The 26,203-nt window shown below is 36.2% G+C and carries 24 protein-coding genes and 2 tRNA genes; 12 read left to right on the top strand and 14 right to left on the bottom strand.

Annotated elements, in window-relative coordinates:
* The first annotated feature begins 79 nt into the window (after positions 1-79).
* A complete protein-coding gene (locus KG732_RS10495) occupies positions 80-640 on the top strand; it encodes a YqgE/AlgH family protein (RefSeq protein ID WP_213523354.1) in 561 nt (186 codons plus the stop codon).
* Here the strand turns inward: KG732_RS10495 and KG732_RS10490 are convergent.
* Positions 637-1,473 (bottom strand): aminotransferase class IV, encoded by an 837-nt coding sequence (locus KG732_RS10490; RefSeq protein WP_213523352.1) that lies wholly within the window; start codon positions 1,471-1,473, stop codon positions 637-639. The genes KG732_RS10495 and KG732_RS10490 overlap by 4 nt on opposite strands.
* Before the next feature lie 50 nt (positions 1,474-1,523).
* The gene (locus tag KG732_RS10485; protein ID WP_213523350.1) at positions 1,524-1,913 is read right to left on the bottom strand and encodes an START-like domain-containing protein; all 390 of its coding nucleotides are present in this window, start codon (positions 1,911-1,913) and stop codon (positions 1,524-1,526) included.
* 148 nt (positions 1,914-2,061) lie between these two features.
* On the opposite strand from KG732_RS10485, the gene KG732_RS10480 reads away from it, so the two are divergent.
* Positions 2,062-2,135, top strand: a tRNA-Met gene (locus KG732_RS10480).
* 32 nt (positions 2,136-2,167) lie between these two features.
* On the opposite strand, the gene KG732_RS10475 is transcribed toward KG732_RS10480, so the two are convergent.
* Positions 2,168-3,169 carry a LacI family DNA-binding transcriptional regulator gene (locus KG732_RS10475; protein ID WP_213523348.1) on the bottom strand — a complete coding sequence of 334 codons (1,002 nt, stop codon included), beginning with the start codon at positions 3,167-3,169 and terminating at the stop codon, positions 2,168-2,170.
* 1,087 nt (positions 3,170-4,256) lie between these two features.
* On the bottom strand, positions 4,257-5,627 hold the full coding sequence (hisS, locus tag KG732_RS10470; protein WP_213523346.1) for a histidine--tRNA ligase: 1,371 nt from the start codon (positions 5,625-5,627) through the stop codon (positions 4,257-4,259).
* 123 nt (positions 5,628-5,750) lie between these two features.
* On the opposite strand from hisS, the gene KG732_RS10465 reads away from it, so the two are divergent.
* Positions 5,751-6,992, top strand: a complete 1,242-nt coding sequence (locus KG732_RS10465) for an ABC transporter permease (protein ID WP_213523344.1) — start codon at positions 5,751-5,753, stop codon at positions 6,990-6,992.
* A gap of 261 nt (positions 6,993-7,253) precedes the next feature.
* Here the strand turns inward: KG732_RS10465 and KG732_RS10460 are convergent, their stop codons facing one another.
* The 6 genes from KG732_RS10460 to aroC form a co-directional block, all read right to left on the bottom strand.
* On the bottom strand, positions 7,254-7,856 hold the full coding sequence (locus tag KG732_RS10460; RefSeq protein ID WP_213523342.1) for an alkylphosphonate utilization protein: 603 nt from the start codon (positions 7,854-7,856) through the stop codon (positions 7,254-7,256).
* Between the two features lie 118 nt (positions 7,857-7,974).
* On the bottom strand, positions 7,975-9,162 hold the full coding sequence (locus tag KG732_RS10455) for a tyrosine/phenylalanine carboxypeptidase domain-containing protein (RefSeq protein WP_213523752.1): 1,188 nt from the start codon (positions 9,160-9,162) through the stop codon (positions 7,975-7,977).
* Positions 9,134-9,973: an N-formylglutamate amidohydrolase gene (locus KG732_RS10450; RefSeq protein ID WP_213523340.1), complete on the bottom strand. Its 840-nt coding sequence runs from the start codon at positions 9,971-9,973 to the stop codon at positions 9,134-9,136. Before KG732_RS10450 ends, KG732_RS10455 begins: the two co-directional genes overlap by 29 nt.
* Positions 9,966-10,997: a glutathione synthase gene (gene gshB / locus KG732_RS10445; RefSeq protein ID WP_213523338.1), complete on the bottom strand. Its 1,032-nt coding sequence runs from the start codon at positions 10,995-10,997 to the stop codon at positions 9,966-9,968. The genes KG732_RS10450 and gshB overlap by 8 nt, the downstream gene beginning before the upstream one ends.
* Positions 10,998-11,196: 199 nt before the next feature.
* Entirely contained in the window at positions 11,197-12,525 is a 1,329-nt protein-coding gene (locus KG732_RS10440) for a dicarboxylate/amino acid:cation symporter (protein WP_213523336.1), read from the bottom strand.
* 146 nt (positions 12,526-12,671) lie between these two features.
* A complete protein-coding gene (gene aroC, locus KG732_RS10435; protein ID WP_213523334.1) occupies positions 12,672-13,736 on the bottom strand; it encodes a chorismate synthase in 1,065 nt (354 codons plus the stop codon).
* Between the two features lie 920 nt (positions 13,737-14,656).
* Between aroC and KG732_RS10430 the strand changes: the two genes are divergently transcribed.
* Both KG732_RS10430 and KG732_RS10425 read left to right on the top strand, forming a co-directional pair.
* Positions 14,657-15,448 carry a chorismate synthase gene (locus tag KG732_RS10430; protein WP_213523333.1) on the top strand — a complete coding sequence of 264 codons (792 nt, stop codon included), beginning with the start codon at positions 14,657-14,659 and terminating at the stop codon, positions 15,446-15,448.
* A gap of 553 nt (positions 15,449-16,001) precedes the next feature.
* Entirely contained in the window at positions 16,002-16,202 is a 201-nt protein-coding gene (locus tag KG732_RS10425; RefSeq protein ID WP_213523331.1) for a hypothetical protein, read from the top strand.
* 2 nt (positions 16,203-16,204) lie between these two features.
* Here the strand turns inward: KG732_RS10425 and KG732_RS10420 are convergent, their stop codons facing one another.
* Together KG732_RS10420 and KG732_RS10415 are read right to left on the bottom strand one after the other, a co-directional pair.
* Positions 16,205-17,062 (bottom strand): IS3 family transposase, encoded by an 858-nt coding sequence (locus tag KG732_RS10420; protein WP_213523329.1) that lies wholly within the window; start codon positions 17,060-17,062, stop codon positions 16,205-16,207.
* A 5-nt stretch (positions 17,063-17,067) separates the two neighbouring features.
* A complete protein-coding gene (locus tag KG732_RS10415; protein WP_213523327.1) occupies positions 17,068-17,433 on the bottom strand; it encodes a transposase in 366 nt (121 codons plus the stop codon).
* On the opposite strand from KG732_RS10415, the gene KG732_RS10410 reads away from it, so the two are divergent.
* Both KG732_RS10410 and KG732_RS10405 read left to right on the top strand, forming a co-directional pair.
* Positions 17,381-17,995: a gliding motility-associated C-terminal domain-containing protein gene (locus tag KG732_RS10410; protein ID WP_213523325.1), complete on the top strand. Its 615-nt coding sequence runs from the start codon at positions 17,381-17,383 to the stop codon at positions 17,993-17,995. The genes KG732_RS10415 and KG732_RS10410 overlap by 53 nt on opposite strands.
* A 36-nt stretch (positions 17,996-18,031) precedes the next feature.
* Positions 18,032-18,916 carry a type IX secretion system membrane protein PorP/SprF gene (locus tag KG732_RS10405; protein ID WP_213523323.1) on the top strand — a complete coding sequence of 295 codons (885 nt, stop codon included), beginning with the start codon at positions 18,032-18,034 and terminating at the stop codon, positions 18,914-18,916.
* Between the two features lie 414 nt (positions 18,917-19,330).
* Here KG732_RS10405 and KG732_RS10400 read toward each other — a convergent pair.
* Positions 19,331-19,404: transfer RNA gene (locus tag KG732_RS10400), tRNA-Arg, on the bottom strand.
* Positions 19,405-20,483: 1,079 nt separating this feature from the next.
* On the opposite strand from KG732_RS10400, the gene folE reads away from it, so the two are divergent.
* A complete protein-coding gene (gene folE, locus KG732_RS10395) occupies positions 20,484-21,083 on the top strand; it encodes a GTP cyclohydrolase I FolE (RefSeq protein WP_213523321.1) in 600 nt (199 codons plus the stop codon).
* A gap of 48 nt (positions 21,084-21,131) precedes the next feature.
* Positions 21,132-21,443, top strand: a complete 312-nt coding sequence (locus KG732_RS10390) for a hypothetical protein (RefSeq protein WP_213523319.1) — start codon at positions 21,132-21,134, stop codon at positions 21,441-21,443.
* Positions 21,444-21,500: 57 nt separating this feature from the next.
* On the opposite strand, the gene msrA is transcribed toward KG732_RS10390, so the two are convergent.
* Complete coding sequence (gene msrA / locus KG732_RS10385; protein ID WP_213523317.1) at positions 21,501-22,028, bottom strand: peptide-methionine (S)-S-oxide reductase MsrA; 528 nt, start codon at positions 22,026-22,028, stop codon at positions 21,501-21,503.
* A 108-nt stretch (positions 22,029-22,136) separates the two neighbouring features.
* Between msrA and KG732_RS10380 the strand changes: the two genes are divergently transcribed.
* From KG732_RS10380 to KG732_RS10370, 3 genes are all read left to right on the top strand, one after another.
* The gene (locus KG732_RS10380; RefSeq protein ID WP_213523315.1) at positions 22,137-24,587 is read left to right on the top strand and encodes a DUF5916 domain-containing protein; all 2,451 of its coding nucleotides are present in this window, start codon (positions 22,137-22,139) and stop codon (positions 24,585-24,587) included.
* 20 nt (positions 24,588-24,607) lie between these two features.
* Positions 24,608-25,267, top strand: coding sequence for an ABC transporter ATP-binding protein (locus KG732_RS10375; RefSeq protein WP_213523313.1), 660 nt, complete (start codon positions 24,608-24,610; stop codon positions 25,265-25,267).
* 154 nt (positions 25,268-25,421) lie between these two features.
* Positions 25,422-26,189, top strand: a complete 768-nt coding sequence (locus tag KG732_RS10370; protein WP_213523311.1) for a TIGR02757 family protein — start codon at positions 25,422-25,424, stop codon at positions 26,187-26,189.
* Positions 26,190-26,203: the final 14 nt, after the last annotated feature.

The raw sequence follows: 26,203 nt of genomic DNA, 5'->3' as shown, positions 1-26,203 counted from the left end.
TTTGATTTTTATCCTATTTCATAAAAACTAGTGGGCTACTCATTAATTTTTACTAAGTTTAAGGGTTGAAGATTTTTCCATGAAACATATAGCACCAGATAAGGGAACTCTTTTAGTTTCTGAACCATCTATAATAGGAGATGATTCCTTCTCACGTTCGGTGATTTTACTCACTGAATCTAATAAGGAGGGAGTTGTAGGTTTTATACTCAACAAGCTGCTAAACTGTACTCTTGATCAATTAATACCAGAAATCAACTTACAATTAGAAGTATACCAAGGTGGACCTGTAGAAACCGACAATCTTTACTTTCTTCACAATATTCCAGACCTCATTCCAGGCTCTTTATTGATTGAAGACGGTATTTATTGGGGTGGTGATTTTGACGCGGTAAGTGATTTACTCAAGAAAGGAACCATTACAAGTGGAGAAATTAAATTCTTTTTAGGATATTCAGGATGGGAACGCCAACAATTAGAGGAGGAATTAAATTCTAATTCTTGGGTTGTGGTAGAAAACACCGATAGCAAAAACCTTTTGTCCAATAGCATGCAGGATATTTGGAAAAAAAAGATGAAACATCTTGGAGGTAATTATGAGTTATGGTCTAACGCTCCAGAAAACCCTTCTTCCAACTAGTCAAAAAAGCTTTCGTTAAGTAACGCTATCAACTCGTTTGCTGTTTCTTTAGTGTAGCTCTTTTTGCGGTATTGAGTAATACTTTGAACTCCTTTAATCATATTGGTAGTAAAGATTTCATCGGCTCTTTGTAATTCAAATGGCGTGATGGTTTCTTCGACAATGTGGTAGTTGAGCATTTTTTTAAGTTGGTTAATAATATAGGTTCTCATAATACCGTTCAAACAACCATCATCAATTGGTGGGGTTTTTATCTGGTCACCATTTCTTAAAAAGAGGTTGCCCGAAATAGCTTCAACCACCATCTTATTTTGATTGAGCAATAATAAATCATCATACTCATTTTCGCTAGCATAAATACCAGCTAAAACATTGACTGCTTTATTGGTCGTTTTTAAAGTGCTCAACATTGAGGCGTAAACAAAATGATCTTTAAACAAATCAATTTCTTTCTTAGATACATTACTAAAGGCACCCTCCAGCAAAGAACAGGAGATGGAATAATTTACAGACAAATCATTTGGTGCATACCAACCACCTGATTTTCTCCAAACACTAATTCTTATCCTGGCGTGATTTTTATGTAAATCATTCTTAGAAAGCAGCTCCAGTATACTGTCCTCTAGAAATTCAGGTGTGAAAAATGCGGGGATATCCATGCGTAATATGCGCATACTAGACATTAATCTAAAATAATGTTCTTCAAAAAGTAATGATTTAGCATTAAAACACCTCAAGGTTTCAAAAACACCATCGCCATAAAAGGTTCCTCTATTATCATAAGGGATAACAGCATTTTGTTCTTCTAAAAATTCTCTATTGATTATTACCATATAAAAAGCCCTGTAAATTCAGGGCTCAAAGTTATATATTAATTAGGGCATTATCTAGACCCTAAGACTTTCTTTAGCTCCGCTATTTGGTTTTCCCAAAACATTTTTTGCTCTTCGACCTCATCTTCATCATCACCAAAGTCTGAAATCATTAAAGAAACATCCTTAGTGATTTCATCTACTTGAATTCTGATTTCAAAATATTTTTTGGTATCCTCGTCATAATCCCATTGAAAACGAGCTCTTTCACCAGAAACACGTTTAAGGATCTTTGCTTTTTCTTCCTGACCATTCCAAATAAATCGGAAATATTCGCCACGACTGTTTACGTTATCAGCAAACCACTCCGACATTCCAGAAGGCGTTGCAATATGTTGGTACAACAAAGACGGTGATGCTTGAATTGGAAATTCAAGATCAAATTTGATTGGGTCTTGCATTTAATAAACTTTTATGGCAATATAGGTTATAATTTCATTCTTGAAAAAAGAAAATTAATCAAAATTAATAATGAGTAAGGTTTGGAATGAAAATATAAATAAATGTATATTTGCAGCCGCTTAGCGATAAAGTGCATTACCAATAAATGGCGTGGTAGCTCAGTTGGTTAGAGCGCAGCACTCATAATGCTGAGGTCGGCGGATCGTGCCCGCCCCACGCTACAAAGCTCTTACTCTAGTAAGGGCTTTTTTTATTATCTAGTGGTTCCTCTTTTGATAAGTGACGATTTTAAGGTGTGAATACGGGTTACCTTTATTTTATCGGTATTATTAATAAGATGGAACATCCGGACAAAAGACTTTTTCCCTATTTCGCTTGCATGTTGATCAATAACAGACATTTTTGGAAAGGAATAATTAGACAAAAGTCCATCAGAATAGCATATAAGTTGTAATTCTTCTGGTATTTTAATTTGCAATTCATGTGCTTTATTTAATGCCAATACTCCAGCGATTTGATCTAGCGCGATGATAGATTGAATTCCGTCCATTTTCAGAGCTTTTTCAATCTTTATAGCATATTCCTCTTCATCAGACGCAGAAATTACTTGAAAGTTGACATTTTCACTTTTTTCTACACTTGCTCTAATCCCCTTTTCTCTTAACTGACCTACACTTAACCAACTAATAGTGCTTGCCATACAAATCGTTCTATCACCACTTTCTATCAAGGAATCAAAAGCCCTGCCTCCTGATTGGTAATCGTCGTTAACTATTTTATCGCATTCCAACTCATCGATAACACGGTCAAACATAACTAAGGGAAACCCTAATTTTATGAGCTCTTCAAAATGATCATATTTTTTAATCTGTTGGGTTTCTCTTGCCGCAGCTATTATAAAACCATCAACAGATTCCTTTTTTAAAGCTGCTAAATAAGCGACTTCTTGATCATAGGATTCATTAGAAAAACCCGTAATGATCTTAAAGTTGTGCTCCCTAGCTGCATCTTCTAATCCATTTAAAACCTGTGCGAAAAAATCATTCCTTATATCTGGAATCATCACAACTATTGTCTTATAAGTAGATAAAGAGGTATGAGCAATTTTATAGCCCATGCTTTTGGCGGCATCTATAATTTTTAGCTTTGTATGACTATTTATTTCTTCACTATTATTTAAAGCTTTCGAAATTGTCGAAATCGAATAGTTCAACAAATCTGCCAACTGCTTTAAGGTTACTTTCTCTTTTTTCATGTGTTTCCTACTACCAAAAGAAATATATGAGTTTTCTTCTACACTGACAAATATTCTTTATTCTAGTCCGATCTTTATATCATAGATTACTACTTTAATTCATCGCTTAACCACATCAATTTTATTTAATTACGTAGCACATGTCAATAACAACTCCATATAGTCTACTATAGTGACTTCAGACACTGATTATTTTTTGCAAAACTCTTTTTAACGATAAGCAGTATTGATAGTTGTATACCTTAAAAAGAACAACTCCCATGAAAAAATTTCCCTTCTATCTCTTAGATATTTATAAGGTTCTTATTATTCTCTTTTTATCCTTTGTAAAGCGTCGCTCCAACCAATCCAGTTAGTTTAGATCTAAATGGGTCCTCTTGGTCTGGCGAAAACTACTTGCAAGAGGTTCTTCTAGCGATGATATTGGATAGGTATTATAATCTTCTGAGTGCTCTATCGGTTCGGTAGTTAATTATACCCGTATCTACTTTGGTTGTTTATCAGATACTACTATCATAGCACTCGCTTTTTAGATAGGCACAATCAAAGTTGGGATGGAGGTGGCATTGCCAGAACAACTTTGTGAAGAAACACTGTTCGTAAACAGGATTACAAAGTGGTCAAAACGCTTCCTTTTTAAACGTTAATATAGCTCTGGTGGTTGTTGTGGAACCGCTGCAACAGCATTGGCCGTTTTAGAAAACACAGTTGCTATTTTTGAAAATGACAACACCCCAAACAGTATGGGATTAACCCCTCTTGATACTGCTGTTAGAACAATGAGTATCGGAACAACGAAGAGATTTTAATTGAGTTCAGGAACTGGTATCAGTAAAAAAGGAGCAAAGAACTTTTGGTATACCAACAATTGCAACAATAAGAGTTCTAATAACTCAACCACGCTAACCAGTCAAATTGTTTCTACTTTAAGATATCCTAATCTTAAGTATAAAACTCCTAAAAATATAGGATCACCAACGAAGCTTATTTTTAAAAACACCTGCGTTACATCGATCGGATGGCTCTTCATTCACCAACAGTAATTTGTTGTTCTTCTAAAAGAAAACCTGACGCTACCTTGCAGGTATTATGATAATTTTGAGATCACCTCTTCAGGGGTAAGCAGGAACTGCTCGCTACTAGCCATATTTTTTAGGTTGAGTTTTCCCTTAGTTATTTCATCTTCGCCAGCAAGTATTACATAAGGAATAGCATTGCGATCAGCATAAGTCAGTTGCTTTTTCATTTTAGCAGCGTCCGGATAGAGTTCTGTTTTGATTCCGCTTTCGCGAAAGCGAGACAACCACAACGAGCAATACTGAGCTTCTTTTATCCCGAAATTAATAAAAAGCACCTCTACCCCTGCTCTTACAGAATTTGGAAATAGCTCCAATTGTTCCAAAACTAAGTAAATGCGATCCAATCCAAAACTGATTCCAACACCGCTGACATCTTTCAATCCGAAAATACCAGTTAGGTCATCATAACGGCCACCACCACCTATGCTTCCGATAGAAACTCCTTCTGGAGCAGCGACTTCAAAAATACAACCGGTGTAATAATTTAAGCCGCGAGCCAGGGTGATATCCAGATCGAGAATCGCACTTTTTAAAGGCACCTGAAGAATGGAAGTATTAATAAATTCCAGCTCTTCAATACCTTTTAACCCTATTTCAGAATTTTTGAGTAATTCTTTCATACTCGCAATCTTTTCTGCGTAAGATCCAGATAGAGAAAAAACAGGATCTAAAATATCAATCGCCTGCTGTTCAATTCCTTTAGACAACATCTCTTCCTGAACCTTTTTCTTGCCAATTTTATCTAGCTTATCTAGGGCGACTGTAAAGTCTATAAGCTTATCCTCTGCTCCCATTACTTGGGCAATACCGGCAAGAACTTTACGATTATTGATTTTTATAGTACAGGAATGAAGTTTTAAATCTGTAAAAACAGCATCGTACAACTGCACCAACTCTACTTCTTGAAGCAAAGAATTACTACCTACTACATCGGCATCACATTGAGTAAATTCTCTAAAACGCCCTTTCTGTGGGCGATCTGCTCGCCATACATTTTGCATTTGATACCTTTTAAAAGGAAAAGTGATATCGTTTTGATTTTGAACTACATATCGAGCAAAGGGTACAGTTAGGTCATAGCGTAAGGCTTTTTCAGAAATTTGAGATGTTAGTTGATTTTCTTTTCCAGTTTGTAACAGTTTCGGATCTACCTTTTCTAGATATTCACCACTATTTAAAATCTTAAATATCAATCGGTCTCCCTCTTCGCCATAGTTACCCATCAAGGTATCCGAGTTCTCAAAACTAGGCGTTTCTATAGGCATGAAACCATACAGTTCAAAATGTCGCTGGATGATGTTCATGATATAGTGCCTGCGTTGTACTTCTAGAGGACTAAAATCTCTTGTTCCTTTTGGAATAGATGGTTGCTGTGCCATAATTGGAATTAAAGATGCAAATATAAACAGTTAATATAGGTCTATTCCTAAAGTAATTTTAATAAAAAAATAATTTAACTAGAGAACTTGTAACTTTCTAAATATTTTTAAGTCTTACGTTTCATGATAGGATTACTTCGTCAAAATATTAGTATCGCTCAGCAAAGCATCAAAGGACAGCTATTGCGTACCATCTTAACCATTATTATTATCGCCATAGGCATCACCGCTCTAGTAGGGATTTTAAGTGCAGTAAATGCTCTTTCTTCTACTCTAAGTACCGGTTTTTCAGGAATAGGTACCAATACTTTTTATGTACAACAATATGCCCGCAGTTTTCAAAGCCGAGGGGGTAATAAAAGAACAAAAATAAATCCAATCATTAATTACCGACAGGTCACCGAATTTAAAAATAAGTATACTGCTCCGTTAACTCAAGTAGGTATTTCTTTTCAAGCCACTAGCCGTGCCGAAGTAAAAAATGAAGACCGCAAGACCAAACCAAAAGTAATTGTTACTGGTGTCAATGAATTTTATGCGGAGAATACAGGGATCCAGCTAAAAGAAGGTCGTATGTTTTCTTCTTTAGACATTTCAAATAATTCTAAAGTCTGTGTCGTCGGAAGTGATTTGCAGAAGGATCTCTTTCAAGGATTGAGCCCATTAAATAAAACCTTAAGTATTAGAGGAAATAAATTTACAGTTATAGGAATTCTAGAAGAAAAAGGATCCAGTTTTGGTAATAATGTTGATTTAAGAGTCCTCATTCCTATTGAGGCAGCTAGAGGCATCTATACCTCCCCCAACATCAATTATGATTTAAGTGTCAAGGTGTTTGAGCAGAATTTAATGGAAAAATCAAAAAATGATGCTCAAATTTTAATGAGGAACATCAGAGGTCTCAACCCTATCGAAGAAGATAATTTTGGAATCGTACAAAGCGATCAGCTTTTAGGAAATTTAAATGACATAACTAAATCGTTGAATATTGCGGCCATTATCATAAGTCTGATTACTATTTTTGGTTCTTCTATAGCATTGATGAATATCATGTTGGTTTCAGTAACAGAACGCACACGAGAGATAGGTGTTCGAAAAGCTTTAGGAGCCAGGCGCAGTACCATTTCTTGGCAATTTTTTATTGAGACTTTTTTGATTAGTCAATACGGTAGTATACTAGGTATTTTATTAGGAATGCTTATAGGTTATGCCGTCTCTGCAGGTTTTGAAATCCCCTTTGAAATCCCTTGGAATGCGATCAGTGCCGCAACCATTGTTTCTGTCTTAATTGCTTTTGCATCTGGTGTTATTCCTGCAGTAAAAGCAGCAAAGCTTGACCCTATAGAGGCCCTGCGTTATGAGTAGGAACGTATTTGTTGTCTTCATTACAGGTAGGTAATCTGCTATTTAGACATCCTCATTTAGATGATAGGTGCTTATTAGAATATTAAAAACCTTCTACAGATATTTTAACCCTTCTCATTGTAAGAAATTTATGTGGTTTAAGATTGGTCCTTAACTATTTAATGGACAACTACTCGCACGTGCGCAGTGAATATGTTATATTTTGCTTGAGTTAAGGTAGGGATCAACTAAAATTTAACCATACCAAAAATACAGCGTACTTTATTCAGATTTAGGCGTTTTCTTTACATACTCTGTAAGGATTACGATATAGATACCGTTTGCTCTACCTTCTATTTGAGCCGCATTATCGTGCACTAAGGTGATATTTCGAACAGGTGTGCCCCGTTTTGCAATAAAATTGGCGCCTTTTACGTCTAAATCTTTAATCAACACGATGCTATCTCCTTTTTGAAGAATATTCCCATTGACATCTTTATGTATGATTTTAGCTCCACGCTGTATACCGTCCTCAGCCCATTGTTTGGTATCGTCCTCCATATACATCATGTCCATAAGGTCTACAGGCCATCCTTCAGCTCGCAATTGATCGAGCATTCTATAGGCAACAACTTGAACGGCAGGTACGCTACTCCACATAGAATCATTAAGGGCACGCCAATGGTTAGGATCTACTTCTGTTTCTCCTTCCAACTGCTTTCTGCAGGTCTCACAGGCAAAAACAGTAGTATCCTTCACATTTTTAGGGGAGTCTGGCACTTCATATACCTCTAGGTGCACCTGAACCTCTAAAGTATCTGTTGCAGCGCAAAGCTCACAAGTATTTCCTGATCGCTCTTCTAATTGTTTACTTAAGTCTGACATGCTCTGTTTTTACGAATTGCAATACTACATATTCTAGCAACGGTTTAGCTTAAGATGTTGTAATTAATTATTCTTGTTCCGCTTTCGCGAAAGCGAGATAGTTAAAACTACCTCTCTACTATTTTAAATGACCTAGAATAAAATCAATGGTAGGATTGGTATTCAACTGTTGATCAAAAGTTTTAGCTTGGTGTGTTACTGGTAAAACCAGGTTTAAGGACTTCATTTTCTCAATAATAGGGTTGTATTCTAAGGAACATTTTCCTAATAGCATATTGTCGATATTTGTGTTACTCTTGTAACGATCATACACCTTCTTCAGTCCAGAAAGATATAATGCGTCTTTAGTAAAACCACCACCACGATGCACGCGTAAGGTAATGTTAAATGCACGGTCTCGATCTAATTTGTACTGTCCATGTATCAAATCAAATGTATCTGCAAAAGAGTACCCTTTAATTAAGGAATCAGTTGCTATGACTCTATAAGCTAGTTCTTTCAATCGAGTTAAGGTCAAATTACCACTCCTATATTCTGACATCACAGCGAGCCCTTCTTGCGTTTCAACATTGTTAGGAAATCCATTGCTAAAAATATACAACGGTTGTTTTATAGCATTAAAGGTAGTTACTAAATGTACTCCTATTTCATGATGTGCCAGTACGTTTAATTCATGCTGTGAATACCGGTGGCCCTTTTTTAAAATCAGCATCTTATCCTTGTTGGATACCATAGCCGCAGCGCTCATCGCACTACTTGTTTTAATGTTAAAATCAAAATCGTACATTTCCCTGTAATTGATAAAAAAAGCTTCTGCCTGATCAGTACTGAGCACAGCGTCGTATTTGGGCGCTGCAAGTTGTTCTTCTTGAAAATGCAGGATGAATTTAGCATTTTCTACCATCTTCTCTGTAGGTGTTCCAAAAAAACGCAAACTGTTGTAATAAAACTTGCTATTAGGTTCACTGATGGTTTCTATGCATTGCACCAATCCGCTGTAGGTGTATATAATATCTTTATATAAAGATCTGATGTCTTCATCCTCTATACGTTCCAGCCGCTGGCTATAGAACATACGGTGTAATTTGTATGGTTTGAACTTAAGTTTGCGGTACTTGAACTTGGGCTCGTACGTATATTTAGATTTAAAAAACTCTTTGCGTTCTTGGGCGATATTCAACGGGTTGATATACGCTAGAAGTTCTAAGTTCTTTACGATCCTATGTATATTAGTATCGATTTCAAATACGTCTTGATAGGTATGAAAATCAATGTTCTTATATTTTGGGAGTGTGGTGTCTATCATAAAAACGGTGAGCATGTGTTTTAATATAATACTTGAGAAGGTCTTGAATTGCTGTTACTACTTCTGGGAAAATTCTTCCCGTAATTTCATCTGCATATATCTTTGAAATCTCTGTCGCAAGGACAAGTGTGTTGAGGGAGTTCTTACTAACAAAATTTAAAAAATATCCATTTCCTTGAAAAACGTCGTTGATTTTACAATGTACTTTTTGCGCTATAGGCAGTTGCACATCATCTAAAATATCCTGCCACTGAGTGATTTCGGCACGGTATTTCTCTTCGTCTACATTAGTAGTTCCTATATTGAAAACAGGAACTTCTCGGTCCCATCTTTTCCAATTATAGGAATGCATATCGTAAAAAACAACACTGCCGAACAAGGCTTCTAACTTCATCGTAAGGGCATGAACTACGTTATAAAAGTTTTTATGTTTGGAGAGCGCTCTATCTTTTTTATCTTGACTTAACGGCTTTTTCCACAACGTTTTACCCCAAGCAGTTTCATAAATAGCTTGTTCAGGTGCTCTATTTAAATCGTACTCAAACCTACTGTCCTGCGCAATTAAAGTAATGGGCAAGCCAGAAATCATCTGACCTGTGCATGGATCTTCTTCATACCAGCGATCGTACTCGGTATGCGAGCAGTTATCCCATAAATCTTTTGAAAAATGATGCCCATTATGAATAGCTGCGCAAGCATAAGGTACATAATCCTCAATTTTTATGGAGAACGAATAGTCTTCAACCACTGCATGAAAGCATTCTTTATTTTCAATACGAGTGATGATCTCAATAACAGACAATTTAATCATCCAGCATGGTACTTTTAAGTTTGTTTCGTCTTTCTAATTCTTTGATGCGATCCTCAACAACTTCTTCAAAAAAGTCAATAACCTTTTCTTGTAATTTTACTTTAGATACTTTATTAATATAAGTAATCCCTCCTGGAGACATGACATTAACTTCTACCAGCATGCCGTTTATGACGTCAATACCAACAAAATACAATCCGTCTTTAACTAACTTAGGGCCTATTTTTTTGCAAAGGTTTTTCTCTGCTGGTGTGAGCGTGTGTTTTTTAAAGGTACCTCCAGCACTTATATTAGAGCGATGGTCTTCTTCTCCAGGAACACGTTGCACTGCCCCAATAGGCTTTCCATTTAATAATAAAATACGCGCATCACCCTTTTCGGCCCCTTCTATATAATCTTGAAGGATCACGTAATTGGTGGTTCCGTCCTTATTGTCTATATAAAAGTCTAATAGCGAATTAACATTACCCATGGCTGTTTTCTCGATCATGATCACTCCACTTCCTCCATAACCATTTAAAGGCTTCATGATCATCTTTTCCTTAGGGCTTTCTTTAATTACAGATTTTAAATATTCCTTATTTTTAGATACGTGAGTCACTGGAATGATCTCGTTATTTGGATCATCAAAACAAGCGGTATACAGTTTATTATTAGCCTCTCGCAATCCTTGAATATCATTGACAATAAATACATCATCTTTTACAGAATCGAGAAAATTCAAGGCAATAGGATCCAAAGGCGGATTTGCTCGCATCATTATCACATCAAACCCTGCGAGCGGCAGCATTTTTTCCTTAAGCGTTGCATTTTTATAAAAGGATTTTAATTGCGCGGGAACTTTCTCTGTTTTCTTGATTATTTTAGAGAAGGCATAAGCAATGCTATTTCTAATAGTAAGATTTGATGGAGTTGCTATGGCCACACGATGCCCCCTTTTAACACATTCGTGAATCAGGGTTAAAGTAGAATCTTTTTCTGGGTTAATTTCTTCCCAGGGGTACATGATAAAACAAACATTCATGTTTTGATTTTTTGAATTAATTACCTCAGCAAACTAAGGAGAAAAAATGAAGTTACTGGTGAAATTCAGGCAATATTATTCACGATAAAAGTACTTTTCACGTTTTTGTTAAAAGGAATGAAAGCAAAAAATACACATGCTATCCTTTAAAAATACAAACCTATTGACCTCCAAAAGAACACTGCAACAAGCTGCACAACTAGGAAGAAACCTCATCCAGATGATCGTCCCAGTTCTGAACCTTAGGCTTACCAAACTTACCCAAACTCTTTGCCACGACCGAAGCAACCGTGGCATCTCCAGTAACGTTAATTGTAGTTCGAAGCATATCTAATGGCCGATCTACTGCAAAAATTAAAGCCAAGGCAACTGGTAACAGCTCACTAGGGAAGTCTATGGATTCTAAAACAATAACCAGCATGACCATCCCAGCTCCAGGAACCGCGGCACTTCCTATAGAAGCAAGCAGTGCTGTAAGAACTATGATTAATTGAGCACCAATAGTAAGATCTATACCTAAAGCCTGACAAACAAAAACAGCAGCAACGGCTTGGTACAAACTAGTTCCATCCATATTGATCGTGGCTCCCACTGGAAGTACAAAACTAGAAACTTCTTTTTCCACCCCCATATGCTCTTCTACTCGTTCCATAGTTACCGGTAAGGTTGCGGCACTAGAGCTGGTAGAAAAAGCGAGTAATTGTGCAGGTGCTATTTGTTGTAAAAACCACAGAGGTGATTTTTTGACATAAACAGCAAAAATGATACAATACACCACGATCATCAGCAATAAACCAGCTATGACTGTAAGCGCATAATACAAGAGAGCAAGCAGTACTTCTGGATCATCCGAAGTGACTACTACGGTTGCTAATAACGCAAATACGGCAAATGGAGCTGACAACATGATCAAGTCCACCATTTTCAATACCACGTCGTTAAGGCTATCAAAGAATTTTTTTAATGGTTCGGCTTTCTTTTCACCTATCAATAACATAGAGATGCCTAAGAAGATAGCAAAAAAGATTACTTGTAACATCAAACTATTGTTAGCCATTGCTTCTACAGCGTTACTAGGAACCATATCAACTAATGCTTGTAATGGACCCGCATCTTTTTGTGCCGCAGCTGTGGCAAGTTTTCCTTGGATATCTGAATTGTTTTCATAAGTCGCACTTAAATTGGCAATAGTTTCTTCTGAAATCCCTTCACCAGGTTTAAAAACATTAACTAAAACAAGACCTATTGAAATCGCTATTACCGTAGTGGCTATATAGAGCAAAACCGTACGCAATCCCATATTACGGAATTTTGCAATGTCCTTAAGGTCAGAAATCCCTTTAATCAGTGATGCTAAAATTAAGGGAACAGCAATCAATTTTAATAAATTGACAAATATTTTTCCAAAAGGCTCGATCCAGTCTCCTACAAAATCTTTTCCCCACTCCATTTGTGTCATGATAAACCCAAATGCAATTCCAAGAACCATCCCGATTAATATTTGCCAGTGTAATGCTAATTTTTTCATGTAAAATTGAATTCTTTTATTCTTTGAGGCGTAATATAAGTAAAGTTTTTGTGCTGGTCCGCTTTCGCGAAAGCGAGTATAAAAACAAAATTAAAACTAAAATCAAGAACAGCTATTTGCCTAAAACTATCTGTATAGTGATCGCTTTACATCTTTGACGTACGTGCTCTTAAAAAATGGTCGGCCAGTACGAGTGCTGCCATGGCTTCTACGATCACCACAGCTCGAGGGACCACACAGGGATCATGTCTTCCTTTTCCTTGCATTTCTACAAGGTCGCCTTTGGAATTGATCGTTTCTTGTGATTGCATGATGGTTGCCACAGGTTTAAAGGCCACTCTAAAATAAACATCCATACCATTAGAAATACCGCCTTGAATACCACCACTTAAATTAGTTTTGGTGGTTCCGTCAGCATTGTACTGATCATTATGCTCGCTTCCTTTGAATTGAGTCCCTGCGAAACCACTGCCGTATTCAAAACCTTTTACCGCATTGATGGAGAGCATGGCTTTGCCTAGGTCGGCATGAAGTTTATCAAATACAGGATCTCCTAGACCAGCCGGCACACCTTGAATAACACAAGATATAGTTCCTCCAATGGTATCGCCTTCTTTTCTAGTTTGTAGGATTTTTTCTTCCATCGCTTTCGCGAAAGCGATATCAGGACAACGCACCGCGTTATTTTCAATCTCTGAGAAATCGAGTTCTTGATAAGGTTTATCTATAAAAAGATCTCCTACACTGCTGGTGTAAGCAGTTATCTTGATAGGAGAAAGCAATTGTTTTGCAATAGCTCCTGCTACTACTCTACTAGCAGTTTCACGAGCACTACTGCGCCCACCGCCTCTGTAATCCCTATGACCGTATTTATCTTCATAAACCTTATCGGCATGGCTAGGTCTATAGGTTTCTTTTAAATGCGAATAGTCTTTAGATTTTTGATTCTCATTTACAATTTGAAAACCAATAGGTGTTCCTGTAGTTTTTCCTTCAAATATTCCAGAATAGAACGTTACGGTATCACTTTCTTTACGTTGTGTAACAATCTTGCTTTGACCGGGTTTGCGTCGGTCTAAATCTAATTGTATTGCATTTAAATCAATAGCTATTCCTGCTGGACATCCATCGATAACACCACCTAAGGCGAGTCCATGAGATTCTCCATATGTGGTAACGGTAAATTGCTTGCCAAAGGTATTTCCTGCCATAAAGGCAAATATACTATATGAATCGCATTAGCTTTGTGTACATTATAAATATCCTTATAAAATTTTATAGTTTAAAAAACTGTATGATCTTGTTGTTATGGTGGTGTTACTGGGAAGCAGTTATCTACCTAGTCAATTAGGCTCAGAAAAAAGCTCTTATAAAGCTGCTGTGTATTACTTATCAAAAGCAGACGCAACAAAGCCTAGATGCAATCCTTAGATACGCAATTCCAAAAAATAAACGAAGAATATTTATGAAGAACCTTTATGATTTAATAAAGCTTGTGCTTCACCAAAATGGAGCGATTACTAGTGCTAAATCGCCTATCCATTCGCTATTGATTATGCAGCAACTCATTCTTTATACTAAAACAAAGCGATGCAATTAGTCATTTTTCAACTGATTGAACAAAAATTAAAAAAAATTAGAGTTATACAAGAGTCAATAATGAAGAACACCACTTAGGAACAGCTAGATGAAGATAGCAATCTAAGGGGTGTAACAAGCTAAATTTCCATAGTGCCCCGAGACAACACAAATGAAAATTCAAAAATACAGCAGTCCAAAGGTTTAAGAATGCGTTAGAATGATTTTGACATACCGGTTAGAAAAACACCTTTAGTGTTGAAAAAGGTAACGACAACACTGTACTTCACCATAAGCTCTGATGTTAATCTTGTATGCATCACTGCAAGAAAACCTATTAGAATGTTATCTCAATAGGCGGAAAGAGTGATTTTACCTCCCTTAAATGCTATTAAAAAGTCAAAGTTTAAAAAGGACTTTACATTTAGAGGCTCCCGAAACTTAAAATATTAGGTACTACCTTTAGGAAAAAACAGTTATGTGTAATTAAACATTAAGAAAAATAACCAAATTCTATATAATACTAATATATTTACCTTGTAATAAAAAAACTATGTTTAAAAATATTATACTTTTATTTTGTGTCGGTTCATTAGTTTCTTGTGACCCAGGTGATGATAATAGTGGTTCTAATGGAGCTAATACTGATTTCAGTTATTTCCCACTTGCCGTTACAAACAGTTGGGATTATGATGTAGTAACAGGAGCAGACTCTTCTTCCGAAAATCTAACAGTAGCCTCAATGACAGGAAATGAATATACCTTAGCAGCCAATCCTGTTAATGCAGTTGGATTCATGACACGTATTTTAAGTGGTGGAGCCTTAAAAGCAGATTCTGGAAAGTTGATAGGTAATGGAACGATTGATTTTGGATTACAGGGATTGAACAACTTTAATGTTATTATTACTAACGGCACACTGTACGATCAAAATGCTAACGCTGGGGAAGTGCTATATGGTACTACCGGATCTACTACCCAAACAGTTCAGAATTTTGATTTAAATATTAATTATGAGGTCACTACAGTGCAGCAAGCTCCTGTATCCCAAATGACCGTTGAAGGAATAAGTTTTACAGACTTGTTGCATTCACAACTCATTATCACTGCCTCAATCACTACAGATGTTAGTATTTCCGGATTTACTCAACAGATTCCTCTTTTACAATCACAAGAGGTGATTGTCATTGATAACTATTGGGCAAAAGACGTAGGTCTTGTCAAGTCTGAAAATCAATTGGACTACACACTGGAGGATTTTTCTTCTTTAGGAGTAAGCTTGCCAGTGCCTCAGAGTGCACAAATTTTAACGGTTCAAAGTCTTACTGGTCACACGCTCAACTAACCTTACTTTAGAATTGCTATTACAAGGTGTTATTATAAAGAAGAACCTTTTTTTTTATGGACGACACTTTCCTGGCGGTGAAATAAGCAGTAGCTAGGATTATTATTACTTAAGCGCATTCCGTTGATTTTTCAAAAAAAACCAGTATAAATTCAATACTATAAGGATCCTAAAATCCCTCAATAACAACATATAAAAAGACAAACAATATTAGTAAGTTGGAGGGTGACCATATAGTCCTTTAACCAATAAAGGATGATCCATTTTCTTTATAAACTTTCGATGCAATTTGCGCAATACCCAAAGTGAGATGTACTTTTTGGAATACTTATGATAAATACGGTGAGTAATTAGCTTATTTAAATTTGAATTACTGGTACAATGGTGACGCATCAAACGTCACTATAAATTTCTTACTTGCTATGAAAATCTCCTTTTAAATCAAAGAAGTAATAAGATCTCTTGTTGTATCTACATCATGGGCTCAATACAACTAATTTAAGAAGATGGGAATCCTTTTATCTTTGATAACAACTCTTATAAAATGCAAGAAATGGGGTTCTGTTCTAGGCTACTACAATTAAAGTATAAACTAGCGATAGAAAACAACTATGTTAAGAAAATAGCTGTTGAAACAAAAGATGCTGCACTAGTGTTTGGAAAAGATGTCACGGTTGCACTAGATACCAATGGTAACGCAACGATTACCGCTACTCTGTCTCGTCCTAAAATACGTCTACAGGTTATTGATTAAGATTAAGCTGCATTTTGGTGCACGTTATTAGGTATTTCATAGTTTAAAGATAAATGTAATCTTTTAGAGTTATAAAGTTTGATTGCATTTTTGGTTGCTTTTTTAGCCTCTTCCACACTGGCAAAGGTCTGGTCGAGATAAAATTCGTCTTTTAATATTCCATTTACTCGTTCTGCTAGCGCGTTTTCATAGCAATGATTTTCCTCTGTCATACTGATTGTGATTCTTTTTCGCTTGAGCTCGTTCGTGTATACATTGCTGCAATACTGTATTCCTCTGTCTGAATGATGAGTCAGATTTTCGAATCCTTTATTGTGATACAAAGCTTTTTTAAGTGCTCTAACACATCCTGTCAACTCAAGACTGTCACTAAGGTCGTAGCCAACTATTTTGCGGGAATACATATCCGTTAAGAGCGCCAAGTAACAGAACCCATTTATGGTTCTTATATAGGTTATATCTGCTGCCCACACTTGGTTTGATCTATTGATTATAACATCCTTAATACAATTCTTGTACTTGTAAAACCTATGGTGTGAATTAGTTGTTCTAGACGAATATTTCTTTCGTCTAATCAACAAGTCATTATCTCTTAAAATCCGTAATAGTTGGTCTCTTCCTATCTTGATGTTGTGCCTTTCAAAGTCGGATCTTAGTGATCTCATCAGTTTTCTGGCACCTTCTCTAGGCAGGGTCCTTCTTCTTTTGTGGACGATATCTAACACCTGGTTTTCAATTGTTATTCGCTTGACATATCGCTTTTTGTATTTATAAAACGCATCACGAGTCAAGTCATATCCATTGCAAATCGTAAGGATGCTAAAAGGCCTTTCTTTTGGGTTATTGTCTATAGTTTCCATTAGTGCTAGATGTTTAGTTTTTTTTTAAGTTCTAAAACATCTTTGTAGCCTAATTTATTAGCTGCTACTTTGAGATAACTATCATCAATAAGCTTGTCTAGGTCTTTCTTAATAAGAAGTTCCTTTAGCTGTTTAAGCTCCTTTTGCAGGGCTTTTATTCGGGTAAGTTCATCGTCTGTTTGCACGAGTACACGGGTGTTCATTAAATCTTTGCGATTGTACTTTTTTATCCATTCGTTAATGGTACTGGGTTGGATGCCGTAGAGCAGTCCTACCTGTCTTTTAGAGTGGTTTCCCTTGGTGAGTTCATCAAGGACTTTGAGTTTAAAACTCTCACTGTATCGTCTTACATATCCATCGTTTTTATACATATACATTTGTTTTAGTGTATACATATTTCAGGACGGGTCAATAGGAGATACAACGGTAACGTTTACAGTTACTGACGGAGTAGGTCAGATAGATATAACTAACGTAACGGTAACGGTATTAACTACAAATTTATCGGATAATGATTTAGATGGTCTTCCAGATGTTTGTGATATAGACGATGATAATGATGGTATAATCGATGAGGAAGATAATTGTCCTTTTATATCCAATCCAAATCAAGAAGACAGGGATGGAGATGGCATAGGAGATGCGTGTGAGAATGATTTATCTGTTTATGTATCGCAGGGAGTTACACCAAACGGAGATGGCATCAATGATACTTGGATAATCTATGGTATAGAGGAGTATCCTAACAATACGGTACGTATTTATAATAGGTGGGGGAACGAGGTGTTTTATTCTCATAATTATAATAATGATTGGAATACCTATTATAAGAACAGCTCAGAGCCACTACCTGATGGGTCCTATTATTATCGTTTAGATTTAAATAGTGATGGTCGTGTGGATAAAGAAGGGTGGATCTATATTACTAAATGATAATTAAAAAAGTATTGGGAAAATTAACATAAAGAGATGAGAAAATTTAGATATATAAGTAATTTATTAATTTTAGTAGTAAGCATATCTTGGTCGCAGCAAGAGACAGCTATAACTCAGTACTGGTCAAACATGAATATAATCAATCCAGCCTATGCGGGGTATGATGGTCAAACCAGCGCAACCATAATGGTGCGAGATCAGTGGAGTGGTATAGATCAGTCTCCGCAGACTCAAATGTTAACTTTTGATACCTATTTAGGTAGGAATGTAGGTTTAGGTTTATCTATGATGCGAGATAAGACCTTTATAGAGACTCAAACAGTTGTCTCTATAGACTTTTCATACCGCTTAAAAGTATCAGAAAAGACACAATTGTTTTTGGGAATAAAAGCTGGAGGTAATGATTATAATGTTAATACAGTGGGTTTAAATACCTATAATATATTTTCAGATCCGTCGTTAGAGAGTATCAATAATTTTACACCAAATGTAGGACTGGGAGGATTATTAGTTAGAGGGGATTGGTATGTTTCCTTATCAGTTCCAAGATTATTAAACACAGAGCGAGCAAGGAACGACAATGGTCAAGCAACGGTAGCGACAGACAGACCTCATTACTATTTGTCATCGGGGTATAAATTAGGGTTGGACACAGATAGAGTATGGACGATTAACCCGTCATTCTTATTAAGGTATGTTAATGGTGCCCCTATATCTATAGACATCAATACGATGTTACGTTTAGAAAACAAGTTTGGTTTTGGAGTAACTTATAGAACAGACCAAGCATTGGCATGGATATGTTCTATAAGCATAAGTCCAAATTTTACTTTAGGTTATGCCTATGAGACAAGTACAAGATCAACGCTTGCTCAATCCGGAAATACCAATGAGTTCATGTTAAGCCTAAGGTTTTAGAGTTATCTACTATGCAGCAACACTCCAATTAATAACCTTCAAATTCTATTGGTGAAAAGCATAATTATTGTTCACTTCATTCAATTAACAGGAATGCTACTCCTATTTTTTTTTGAAGTAGGTGTTGATTTACAAAATAAAAAATAAAGTGCTTCAAAATCATTAAAGACTTACAAAAACTATTGCTGTATTATTATAGCTTGTGTGTGTGCTTTTGCAAATAAAATTTTCATGTCTAGCCATTGAAATATTTATTAAAATTGCACTAATGACCGCAGGTTAAGTATTAGTCAAAAGTTTCAATCGGTCCTGATTAGTTCTAAATGGTCTTCCTGATGCATCATTAAGAGAGCGTGACCCATAAAAAAAACGCTCAAGCGAACTTGGCGTTTTTTCTGATTTAATCCAATTTAGTGAGCCCGACAGGATTCGAACCTGTGACCGCCTCCTTAGAAGGGAGGTGCTCTATCCAGCTGAGCTACGAGCCCGTTTCACTTAAATTACCTCTAAGCGGTTGCAAATATAGTATTATTTTATAAAGTCATGCCTATTTTTTAAATTAAACATTCCATTCTTTTATTTATGTTTTTAATTGGTTGAAATTCTTAATTTTGAACGCCGTATTTTTTTGTAACATACGTTTTTGATAGAAATTCTTCTAATAGCAAACCTGCTATATTTTTAAAGTTTTAAAGCAGACTCTTACACTGCATCAGAATAGGAAAACAAGAACAGATGGCACTTGCTCGAATACGATAGCGGAAACATTTTTAATGGAATTGCCTGCTCCTACTCTAGACCGTTTCTTTGGCAGGAACGGGATCTTTATCCTGCAGGTGCAACAAGTTTGTTTGTTGTTGGCTTATGTGCCTTTGATAAGGAATCAATTGACTCCTCTAGGAATAAAAAAAAGATATCCTTGCATCACAAAATTTTAGTTGTTTTTTTGGAGGCCCACAAAATAATTATAGGGTTACCGTAGGGATTTATGCTCTTGGGTTAGTTACAAAACACTCCTAATGAAGGCGCACCAGTGTGTAGATAATATCTAGTGCTACTGCCGGATGATGATTACAGCAAATACTTATGAAAATTACGGGAAGAGCAACTCCGCAAACTGGTTTAAAAAGATCATGAGATTAGACCTTTTTCAGGAGAATCTGGTTTTCGATTATTTCCCACCGTATACCCGATTTAGATTTTCTGCCGACTTCACTACTAACATAAGAATTTAAAAATCCTTAGGTACAAGTAAAATGTATACAGTTGGATTAATTTCTTGTTTCTCGTTTATGGGTTAGGATCCTTTTTTTTTTACCGATGTAGTGTTACATGGTTATTAGCATTGCTGCTGCAGAAACTGTAAATCGCTATATACCTGAACAAAATGCATATCTTGATAAGCGATACGGAATAGGCAAAACAGAACATAACTGACAAAAATTAGCTATTAACCTCGGTGCTACTTCAAATTGCATTGGCCTAACTCTTAATTTCTGTAATGTTTAACTAATTATTTATATAGTTAAACAAAATATAGATAACTTTGTAGCTTAATTAAAACTATATGGCTCCTTACCGATTTTTTGAAGAATACAACGAAAAAATAACAGATGAAATCAAAGGGAAATACCGCGATGTCATTACCGAATTAGGGGAAGACGTAGAAAGGGAAGGACTTGTGAAGACCCCTGAACGAGCTGCAAAAGCGATGCAGTTTCTAACGTCAGGTTACGATATAGATCCTGCTCAAATACTAAGAGGTGCTATGTTTGCAGAAGAATATAAAGATATGGTACTTATAAAAGACATTGAACTATATTCTTTATGTGAACATCACATGCTTCCATTTTTTGGAAAGGCTCATATTGCCTATATTCCAAATGGTCATATTGTAGGCCTTTCCAAAATCCCTCGTATTGTAGATGTTTTTGCGCGTCGACTTCAAGTACAAGAACGACTAACACATGATATTTTAGAATGCATTGACAATACCTTAAAACCAAAAGGTGTTGCTGTAGTTATAGAAGCTTCACATATGTGTATGATGATGCGTGGTGTACAAAAACAAAACAGCGTAACTACCACAAGTGGTTTTAGAGGCCAATTTCAAAAAGTAGAGACCCGTAACGAATTCATGAACCTTATTTCTTCAAAATTGCATTAACATATTTTACATTAAATTTTAGTAATTTTAATCCATTAAATCAATCTTATGTTTCATTCAAAACGTTCTAGATTAATTAGTGGTGTAATACTAGATCTTATTGGGATGCTGTCATTACTAGGCTATGGAGTTTTAGAATTTATGGATTTGGTTTGGGCACCATTAGCGGGTTACTTAATGACAAAACTTTATCCAGGGAAATCTGGAGTAGCGGCGGGTATTATTACAACTATAGAAGAATTGCTCCCTGGCGTGGATATCATTCCGTCATTCACCATCATGTGGTGTTATACCTATCTTATCAAATCTGGAAGAGGTAGCGATAAAGAAAAGTCCGTCGATGTAAATCAGGTTTCATAAAAAAAAGCTCCTAAATAGCGTCTAACTTTTTGGAGCAAGTTCAAAAAGGAGCTTTTTTTATTTGACCAATTCTTTAAAACCCGTCATCAATTTTCTTATTTTAGGGTCAATTATATTTTGACAATATCCTTGTTCTCTATTATTGTTATAATACTCATCGTGAATATCTTCTGCAGGATAAAAGGCTGTAGCCGGAGCGATCTCTGTAACTATAGGATCTGTATCAACAGCTTTTTCTTCCATATTTTTAATAACCTCTCTAGCCGTCTTTTCCTGTTGTTCATTAAGATAAAATATTGCACTTCGATAATGTGTTCCCACATCATAACCTTGTCTGTTCAGTGTAGTCGGATCATGAGTCGCCATAAATACGGCCACTAAATCCTCATAGGAAACTCTTTCAGAGTCATAAGTCAGGTGAATAGCTTCTGCATGCCCTGTTCTACCTTGCACTACTTCTCTATAAGCTGGGTTTTTAATATGCCCGCCACAAAAACCTGATTTCACTCGCTCTACTCCTTTAACTCTTTGAAAAACTGCCTCTGTGCACCAGAAGCACCCTCCTGCAAAAATTGCCTCATCCATATTTTTTTTAGCAATTTAGTCTACTCATTTTTATCTTTTTTTTAATTAACATGCCTTTAATGAAATGATTTGTTAAACAAGTTATTTTTGTGCCGTTTACCTCCTCTTATGCAATTTAAATTTATTCTCACTTGGTTGGTTGTAGTTCTCGCTTTCGCGAAAGCGGAATCACAAATAGCTCAGGACACTCTTGATATCAAAAGAAAAGTATATCGAGCTACCCGAGTTAGTACCCTGCCAGTAATTGATGGCAAGCCTTTTGAAAAATTTTGGGATGCTATTCCATCTGGAGGGGATTTTGTAATGGTAGAGCCATCAAATGGTCAAAAAGAAAGAGATACGCATACAACAAAGTTTAAAGTTGCTTATGATGATAATGCCCTTTATGTTGCCGCATTTCTTTATGACAACAATCCAAAAAGCATTCCAAGACAATTTTCACAAAGAGATGAAATAAACGCTCAGGCCGATGTCTTTGGATTCTTTTTAAACAACTACAACAATCAAATTAATCAAACAAAATTTTTTGCTACTAGTGCCAACGCATTAGGTGATGCCATTGCTGAAGGTAATCGAGAAGACTTTAGTTATAACGTTGTTTTTAAATCAGAGACCAGCATTAATGAACTTGGATGGTTTGTAGAAATGAAAATTCCATATAGAACGTTGAGGTTCCCAGAAATAGAAAAACAAGATTGGAGTTTTCAAGTTTTTAGAAGAATTCGTGCTTTAAATGAAGAGTACTCTTATAACTTCGTAGATATAACCAAAGGAATAAGCACACAATACGATGCCTTGATGACAGGGGTTGAAAATATTAATCCCCCCTTAAGGTTAAATCTTTACCCTTACGCCACCATAGTTAATGATAATTTTAATGGAGTACAAACAACAGAGTATAACGCTGGTATGGATCTTAAATATGGGATTAACGATGCCTTTACTCTTGACGCGACATTGATACCAGATTTTGGTCAAGTGGCTTTTGACCAAGTGGTTCTTAATTTGGGACCATTTGAACAAACCTTTGGAGAAAACCGAGCTTTTTTTAATGAAGGAACAGATTTATTTAACAAGGGAGGTATTTTCTTTTCGCGTAGAATAGGACAAACCCCGAGTGGTTTTGGTAACGTCAACCTCTTAGAAAATGAATATATCATTGATAACCCTAATAACGCGAAACTGCTCAATGCAGTAAAAATTACAGGAAGGACAGTAAATAGATTAGGAATAGGCTTTTTAAATGCCGTAACCGAAAAAACAGAAGCTACTATTGAAAACTTACTTAACAATGAGCGACGTACAGAAATCACAGAACCCTTTACTAATTACAATATGTTTATTCTGGACCAGCAATTCAGTAAAAACAGTTCTATTGCTTTATCTACGGCAAGTACCTTAAGAAATGGGAGTTTTACAGATGCAATTGTTAATGCCTTGGTACTCGACCACAATGATAAAAATGCTTCCAATAATTATAGAGCAGAATTAAAAATGAGTAATCGATTGACTCCAACAGGAACGCAAACGGGTATCGCAAGTGAGACCAGCTGGCGTAAAACTAGAGGAAGATGGAGGCCACGACTCGCCCACTTTTACCGAGATAAAAACTGGAACCCTAATGATTTAGGACGTAATTTTCAAAACAACACACAAACTTTTGCAGCAGATTTGAGTTACAACCAGTTTGTGCCTGTTGGTATTTTTAATCGATATGATATTGACTTTAGAATAAGACATAGAAGACAGATCGATCCAGATATAGCTACCAATAGTGAGTTCAATATCAACCCATTCTTTTCTACTAGAGAACGTTTGGCCTTCGGTGGTGATATTAATTTCTTTACTAAAAACTTAAATCAATTTGAAGCGCGTAAAGTAGGACAAGTTGTGAGATACGAACCTTCCTATTTCACAGGAGGCTTTATCTCTACAGATTATCGTAAGAAATTTGCAACAGACATCAGGTTGGGTAGGTTCAAACGATTTAATGATATAGAAGAAAGTTATAATTTTAATATTAGTCCTAGGTATAGATTCTCAGATCAATTCCTACTTATTTACCGCCTAGCATGGGACAAAAACGACAATCGCATCAGTTATGTAGATACAGATATAAACGATAACCCCATTGTAAGCAGGCGTCATACACATTCGGTTGAAAACAGAGTGTCTGGAACTTATAACTTTAATAACAAACAAGCGCTGAGCTTGTCCTTTAGAAATTTTTGGTCTCGAGCAACATTTAGTCGGGATTTTAAAGAACTCGATTCCAACGGTGCTGCCATTCCTACCGATTACACCTTGACAGACGACTTTGATCCTGATGCAAATTTTAATGTATGGAACCTGGACCTTTCCTACCGATGGCGTTTTGCTCCAGGTAGTGAAGCTACTTTACTATACCGCAATAGCATATTTAACTTTGATAATCAAGGGGATATCACTTTTCAGGACAGCCTAGACGAATTATTTACGCAACCGTCTCGTCACAATTTATCTCTTAGAGTTACTTATTTCCTTGACTTTAATGATGCAAAAAGATGGTTTAAAGCATAAATATTCATTACTTTGTTAACATGATTAAAGCGATTCAGATTTATAAAAGTTTTGGAGATTTACAAGTCCTTAAAGGCGTAAATCTAGAAATTAAAGCTGGTGAAATAGTTAGTGTTGTGGGTAGTTCTGGTGCTGGTAAAACCACTTTACTTCATATTCTTGGCACCTTAGAACAACCAGACATAAGTACCGGCAGCAGCCTAGAAATAGATGGCACCAATATTATGAAACTGAGTGGTAAACAGCTTAATAAATTTAGAAACCAATCCCTTGGCTTTATATTTCAGTTTCATCAATTACTTCCCGAATTCACAGCTTTAGAGAACGTTTGTATCCCTGCTTATATCGCAAATACTGATAAATCAAAAGCTGAAAAACGAGCTAAAGAACTCCTCTCCTATCTCAAGTTATCTGACCGAATGGATCACAAGCCTGGAGCTCTTTCTGGTGGTGAACAGCAGCGTGTTGCCGTAGCAAGAGCATTAATCAATAATCCAAAAGTCATTTTTGCTGACGAACCTACTGGAAACTTAGACAGTGCGACAGCCCATGACCTACACGAATTAATTTTTCAATTAAGAAAAGAATTCCATCAAACCTTTGTTATCGTTACCCATAATGAAGAACTCGCAGATCTAGCAGACCGCAAGCTGGTAATGAGCGATGGTAAATTTCTGTAAGAAGTGGTTGTATTGTCCCATTCCTAAATTCCGTTATTTTTGAGCTAATCAAGGTTTTAAATAGCAGTCTTACCAGCATTACACTAAGCTTTTTTAAGGCCGTACCAAAAGAAGAGACTGCAACCATCCTATTCTAAAATAAAACAGGTTTCAAATGAACCGAAACAAACTTAAAGAATTTCTCGATGCAAAAGTCGTGCAATACAACACTCCAGATTTTATTCCTCACGATCCTATTCAGATACCCCATCTTTTTACTGATAAAAAGGATATAGAAATAGCCAGCTTTCTCGTCGCTACAATTGCTTGGGGGAACCGCAAGTCCATCATCAACAATGCTAATAGATTGATGACCCTCTTAGATCAATCTCCAGCAGACTTTATAAGAAATCATGAAGAAAGGGACTTGGATCGATTGGATGGTTTTGTACACCGTACCTTTAACAGTGAAGATTGCAAGACTTTTATGCGATCATTGCAGCATATAGAAAAGAAATATGATGGCTTAGAGCACGCTTTCGCGAAAGCGTATCAGGAAAAATCAAATTTGCAAGAAGCCATCTCCCAATTTAAAACCAGCTTCTTTGAGGTAGATCATTTGCCACGTACCCAAAAGCATGTCAGTGATCCCATGAAAAATAGCAGTGCAAAACGCATCAACATGTTCCTGCGGTGGATGGTGAGAAAAGACAATGCCGGAGTGGATTTTGGAATATGGAACTCCATACCTATGAGTGCTTTATCCCTACCATTAGATGTACACACCGGGAATGTAGCTCGTAAACTAAAGCTGCTCCAACGCCAACAAAACGATGCAAAAGCCGTTGCTGAACTGGACAAAGTGCTTAGAAAATTTGACCCTAAAGACCCCATTAAATATGATTTTGCTCTTTTTGGATTAGGCGCTTTTAAAGAATTATAGTTCTATAAAAGCAC

This window comes from Nonlabens sp., assembly GCF_018401815.1.
Taxonomy (GTDB): Bacteria; Bacteroidota; Bacteroidia; order Flavobacteriales; family Flavobacteriaceae; genus Nonlabens.
Note: the sequence above shows the minus strand (reverse complement) of the source record. Positions and strands in the feature narration are given on the sequence as shown.

What these genes read in the sequence shown, in the direction of transcription:
- KG732_RS10495 (WP_213523354.1), top strand. Translation starts at nt 80, where the DNA reads ATGAAACATATAGCACCAGATAAGGGAACTCTTTTAGTTTCTGAACCA.
- KG732_RS10490 (WP_213523352.1), bottom strand. Translation starts at nt 1,473, where the DNA reads ATGGTAATAATCAATAGAGAATTTTTAGAAGAACAAAATGCTGTTATC.
- KG732_RS10485 (WP_213523350.1), bottom strand. Translation starts at nt 1,913, where the DNA reads ATGCAAGACCCAATCAAATTTGATCTTGAATTTCCAATTCAAGCATCA.
- KG732_RS10475 (WP_213523348.1), bottom strand. Translation starts at nt 3,169, where the DNA reads ATGAAAAAAGAGAAAGTAACCTTAAAGCAGTTGGCAGATTTGTTGAAC.
- hisS (WP_213523346.1), bottom strand. Translation starts at nt 5,627, where the DNA reads ATGGCACAGCAACCATCTATTCCAAAAGGAACAAGAGATTTTAGTCCT.
- KG732_RS10465 (WP_213523344.1), top strand. Translation starts at nt 5,751, where the DNA reads ATGATAGGATTACTTCGTCAAAATATTAGTATCGCTCAGCAAAGCATC.
- KG732_RS10460 (WP_213523342.1), bottom strand. Translation starts at nt 7,856, where the DNA reads ATGTCAGACTTAAGTAAACAATTAGAAGAGCGATCAGGAAATACTTGT.
- KG732_RS10455 (WP_213523752.1), bottom strand. Translation starts at nt 9,162, where the DNA reads ATGATAGACACCACACTCCCAAAATATAAGAACATTGATTTTCATACC.
- KG732_RS10450 (WP_213523340.1), bottom strand. Translation starts at nt 9,973, where the DNA reads ATGATTAAATTGTCTGTTATTGAGATCATCACTCGTATTGAAAATAAA.
- gshB (WP_213523338.1), bottom strand. Translation starts at nt 10,997, where the DNA reads ATGAATGTTTGTTTTATCATGTACCCCTGGGAAGAAATTAACCCAGAA.
- KG732_RS10440 (WP_213523336.1), bottom strand. Translation starts at nt 12,525, where the DNA reads ATGAAAAAATTAGCATTACACTGGCAAATATTAATCGGGATGGTTCTT.
- aroC (WP_213523334.1), bottom strand. Translation starts at nt 13,736, where the DNA reads ATGGCAGGAAATACCTTTGGCAAGCAATTTACCGTTACCACATATGGA.
- KG732_RS10430 (WP_213523333.1), top strand. Translation starts at nt 14,657, where the DNA reads ATGTTTAAAAATATTATACTTTTATTTTGTGTCGGTTCATTAGTTTCT.
- KG732_RS10425 (WP_213523331.1), top strand. Translation starts at nt 16,002, where the DNA reads ATGGGGTTCTGTTCTAGGCTACTACAATTAAAGTATAAACTAGCGATA.
- KG732_RS10420 (WP_213523329.1), bottom strand. Translation starts at nt 17,062, where the DNA reads ATGGAAACTATAGACAATAACCCAAAAGAAAGGCCTTTTAGCATCCTT.
- KG732_RS10415 (WP_213523327.1), bottom strand. Translation starts at nt 17,433, where the DNA reads ATGTATAAAAACGATGGATATGTAAGACGATACAGTGAGAGTTTTAAA.
- KG732_RS10405 (WP_213523323.1), top strand. Translation starts at nt 18,032, where the DNA reads ATGAGAAAATTTAGATATATAAGTAATTTATTAATTTTAGTAGTAAGC.
- folE (WP_213523321.1), top strand. Translation starts at nt 20,484, where the DNA reads ATGGCTCCTTACCGATTTTTTGAAGAATACAACGAAAAAATAACAGAT.
- KG732_RS10390 (WP_213523319.1), top strand. Translation starts at nt 21,132, where the DNA reads ATGTTTCATTCAAAACGTTCTAGATTAATTAGTGGTGTAATACTAGAT.
- msrA (WP_213523317.1), bottom strand. Translation starts at nt 22,028, where the DNA reads ATGGATGAGGCAATTTTTGCAGGAGGGTGCTTCTGGTGCACAGAGGCA.
- KG732_RS10380 (WP_213523315.1), top strand. Translation starts at nt 22,137, where the DNA reads ATGCAATTTAAATTTATTCTCACTTGGTTGGTTGTAGTTCTCGCTTTC.
- KG732_RS10375 (WP_213523313.1), top strand. Translation starts at nt 24,608, where the DNA reads ATGATTAAAGCGATTCAGATTTATAAAAGTTTTGGAGATTTACAAGTC.
- KG732_RS10370 (WP_213523311.1), top strand. Translation starts at nt 25,422, where the DNA reads ATGAACCGAAACAAACTTAAAGAATTTCTCGATGCAAAAGTCGTGCAA.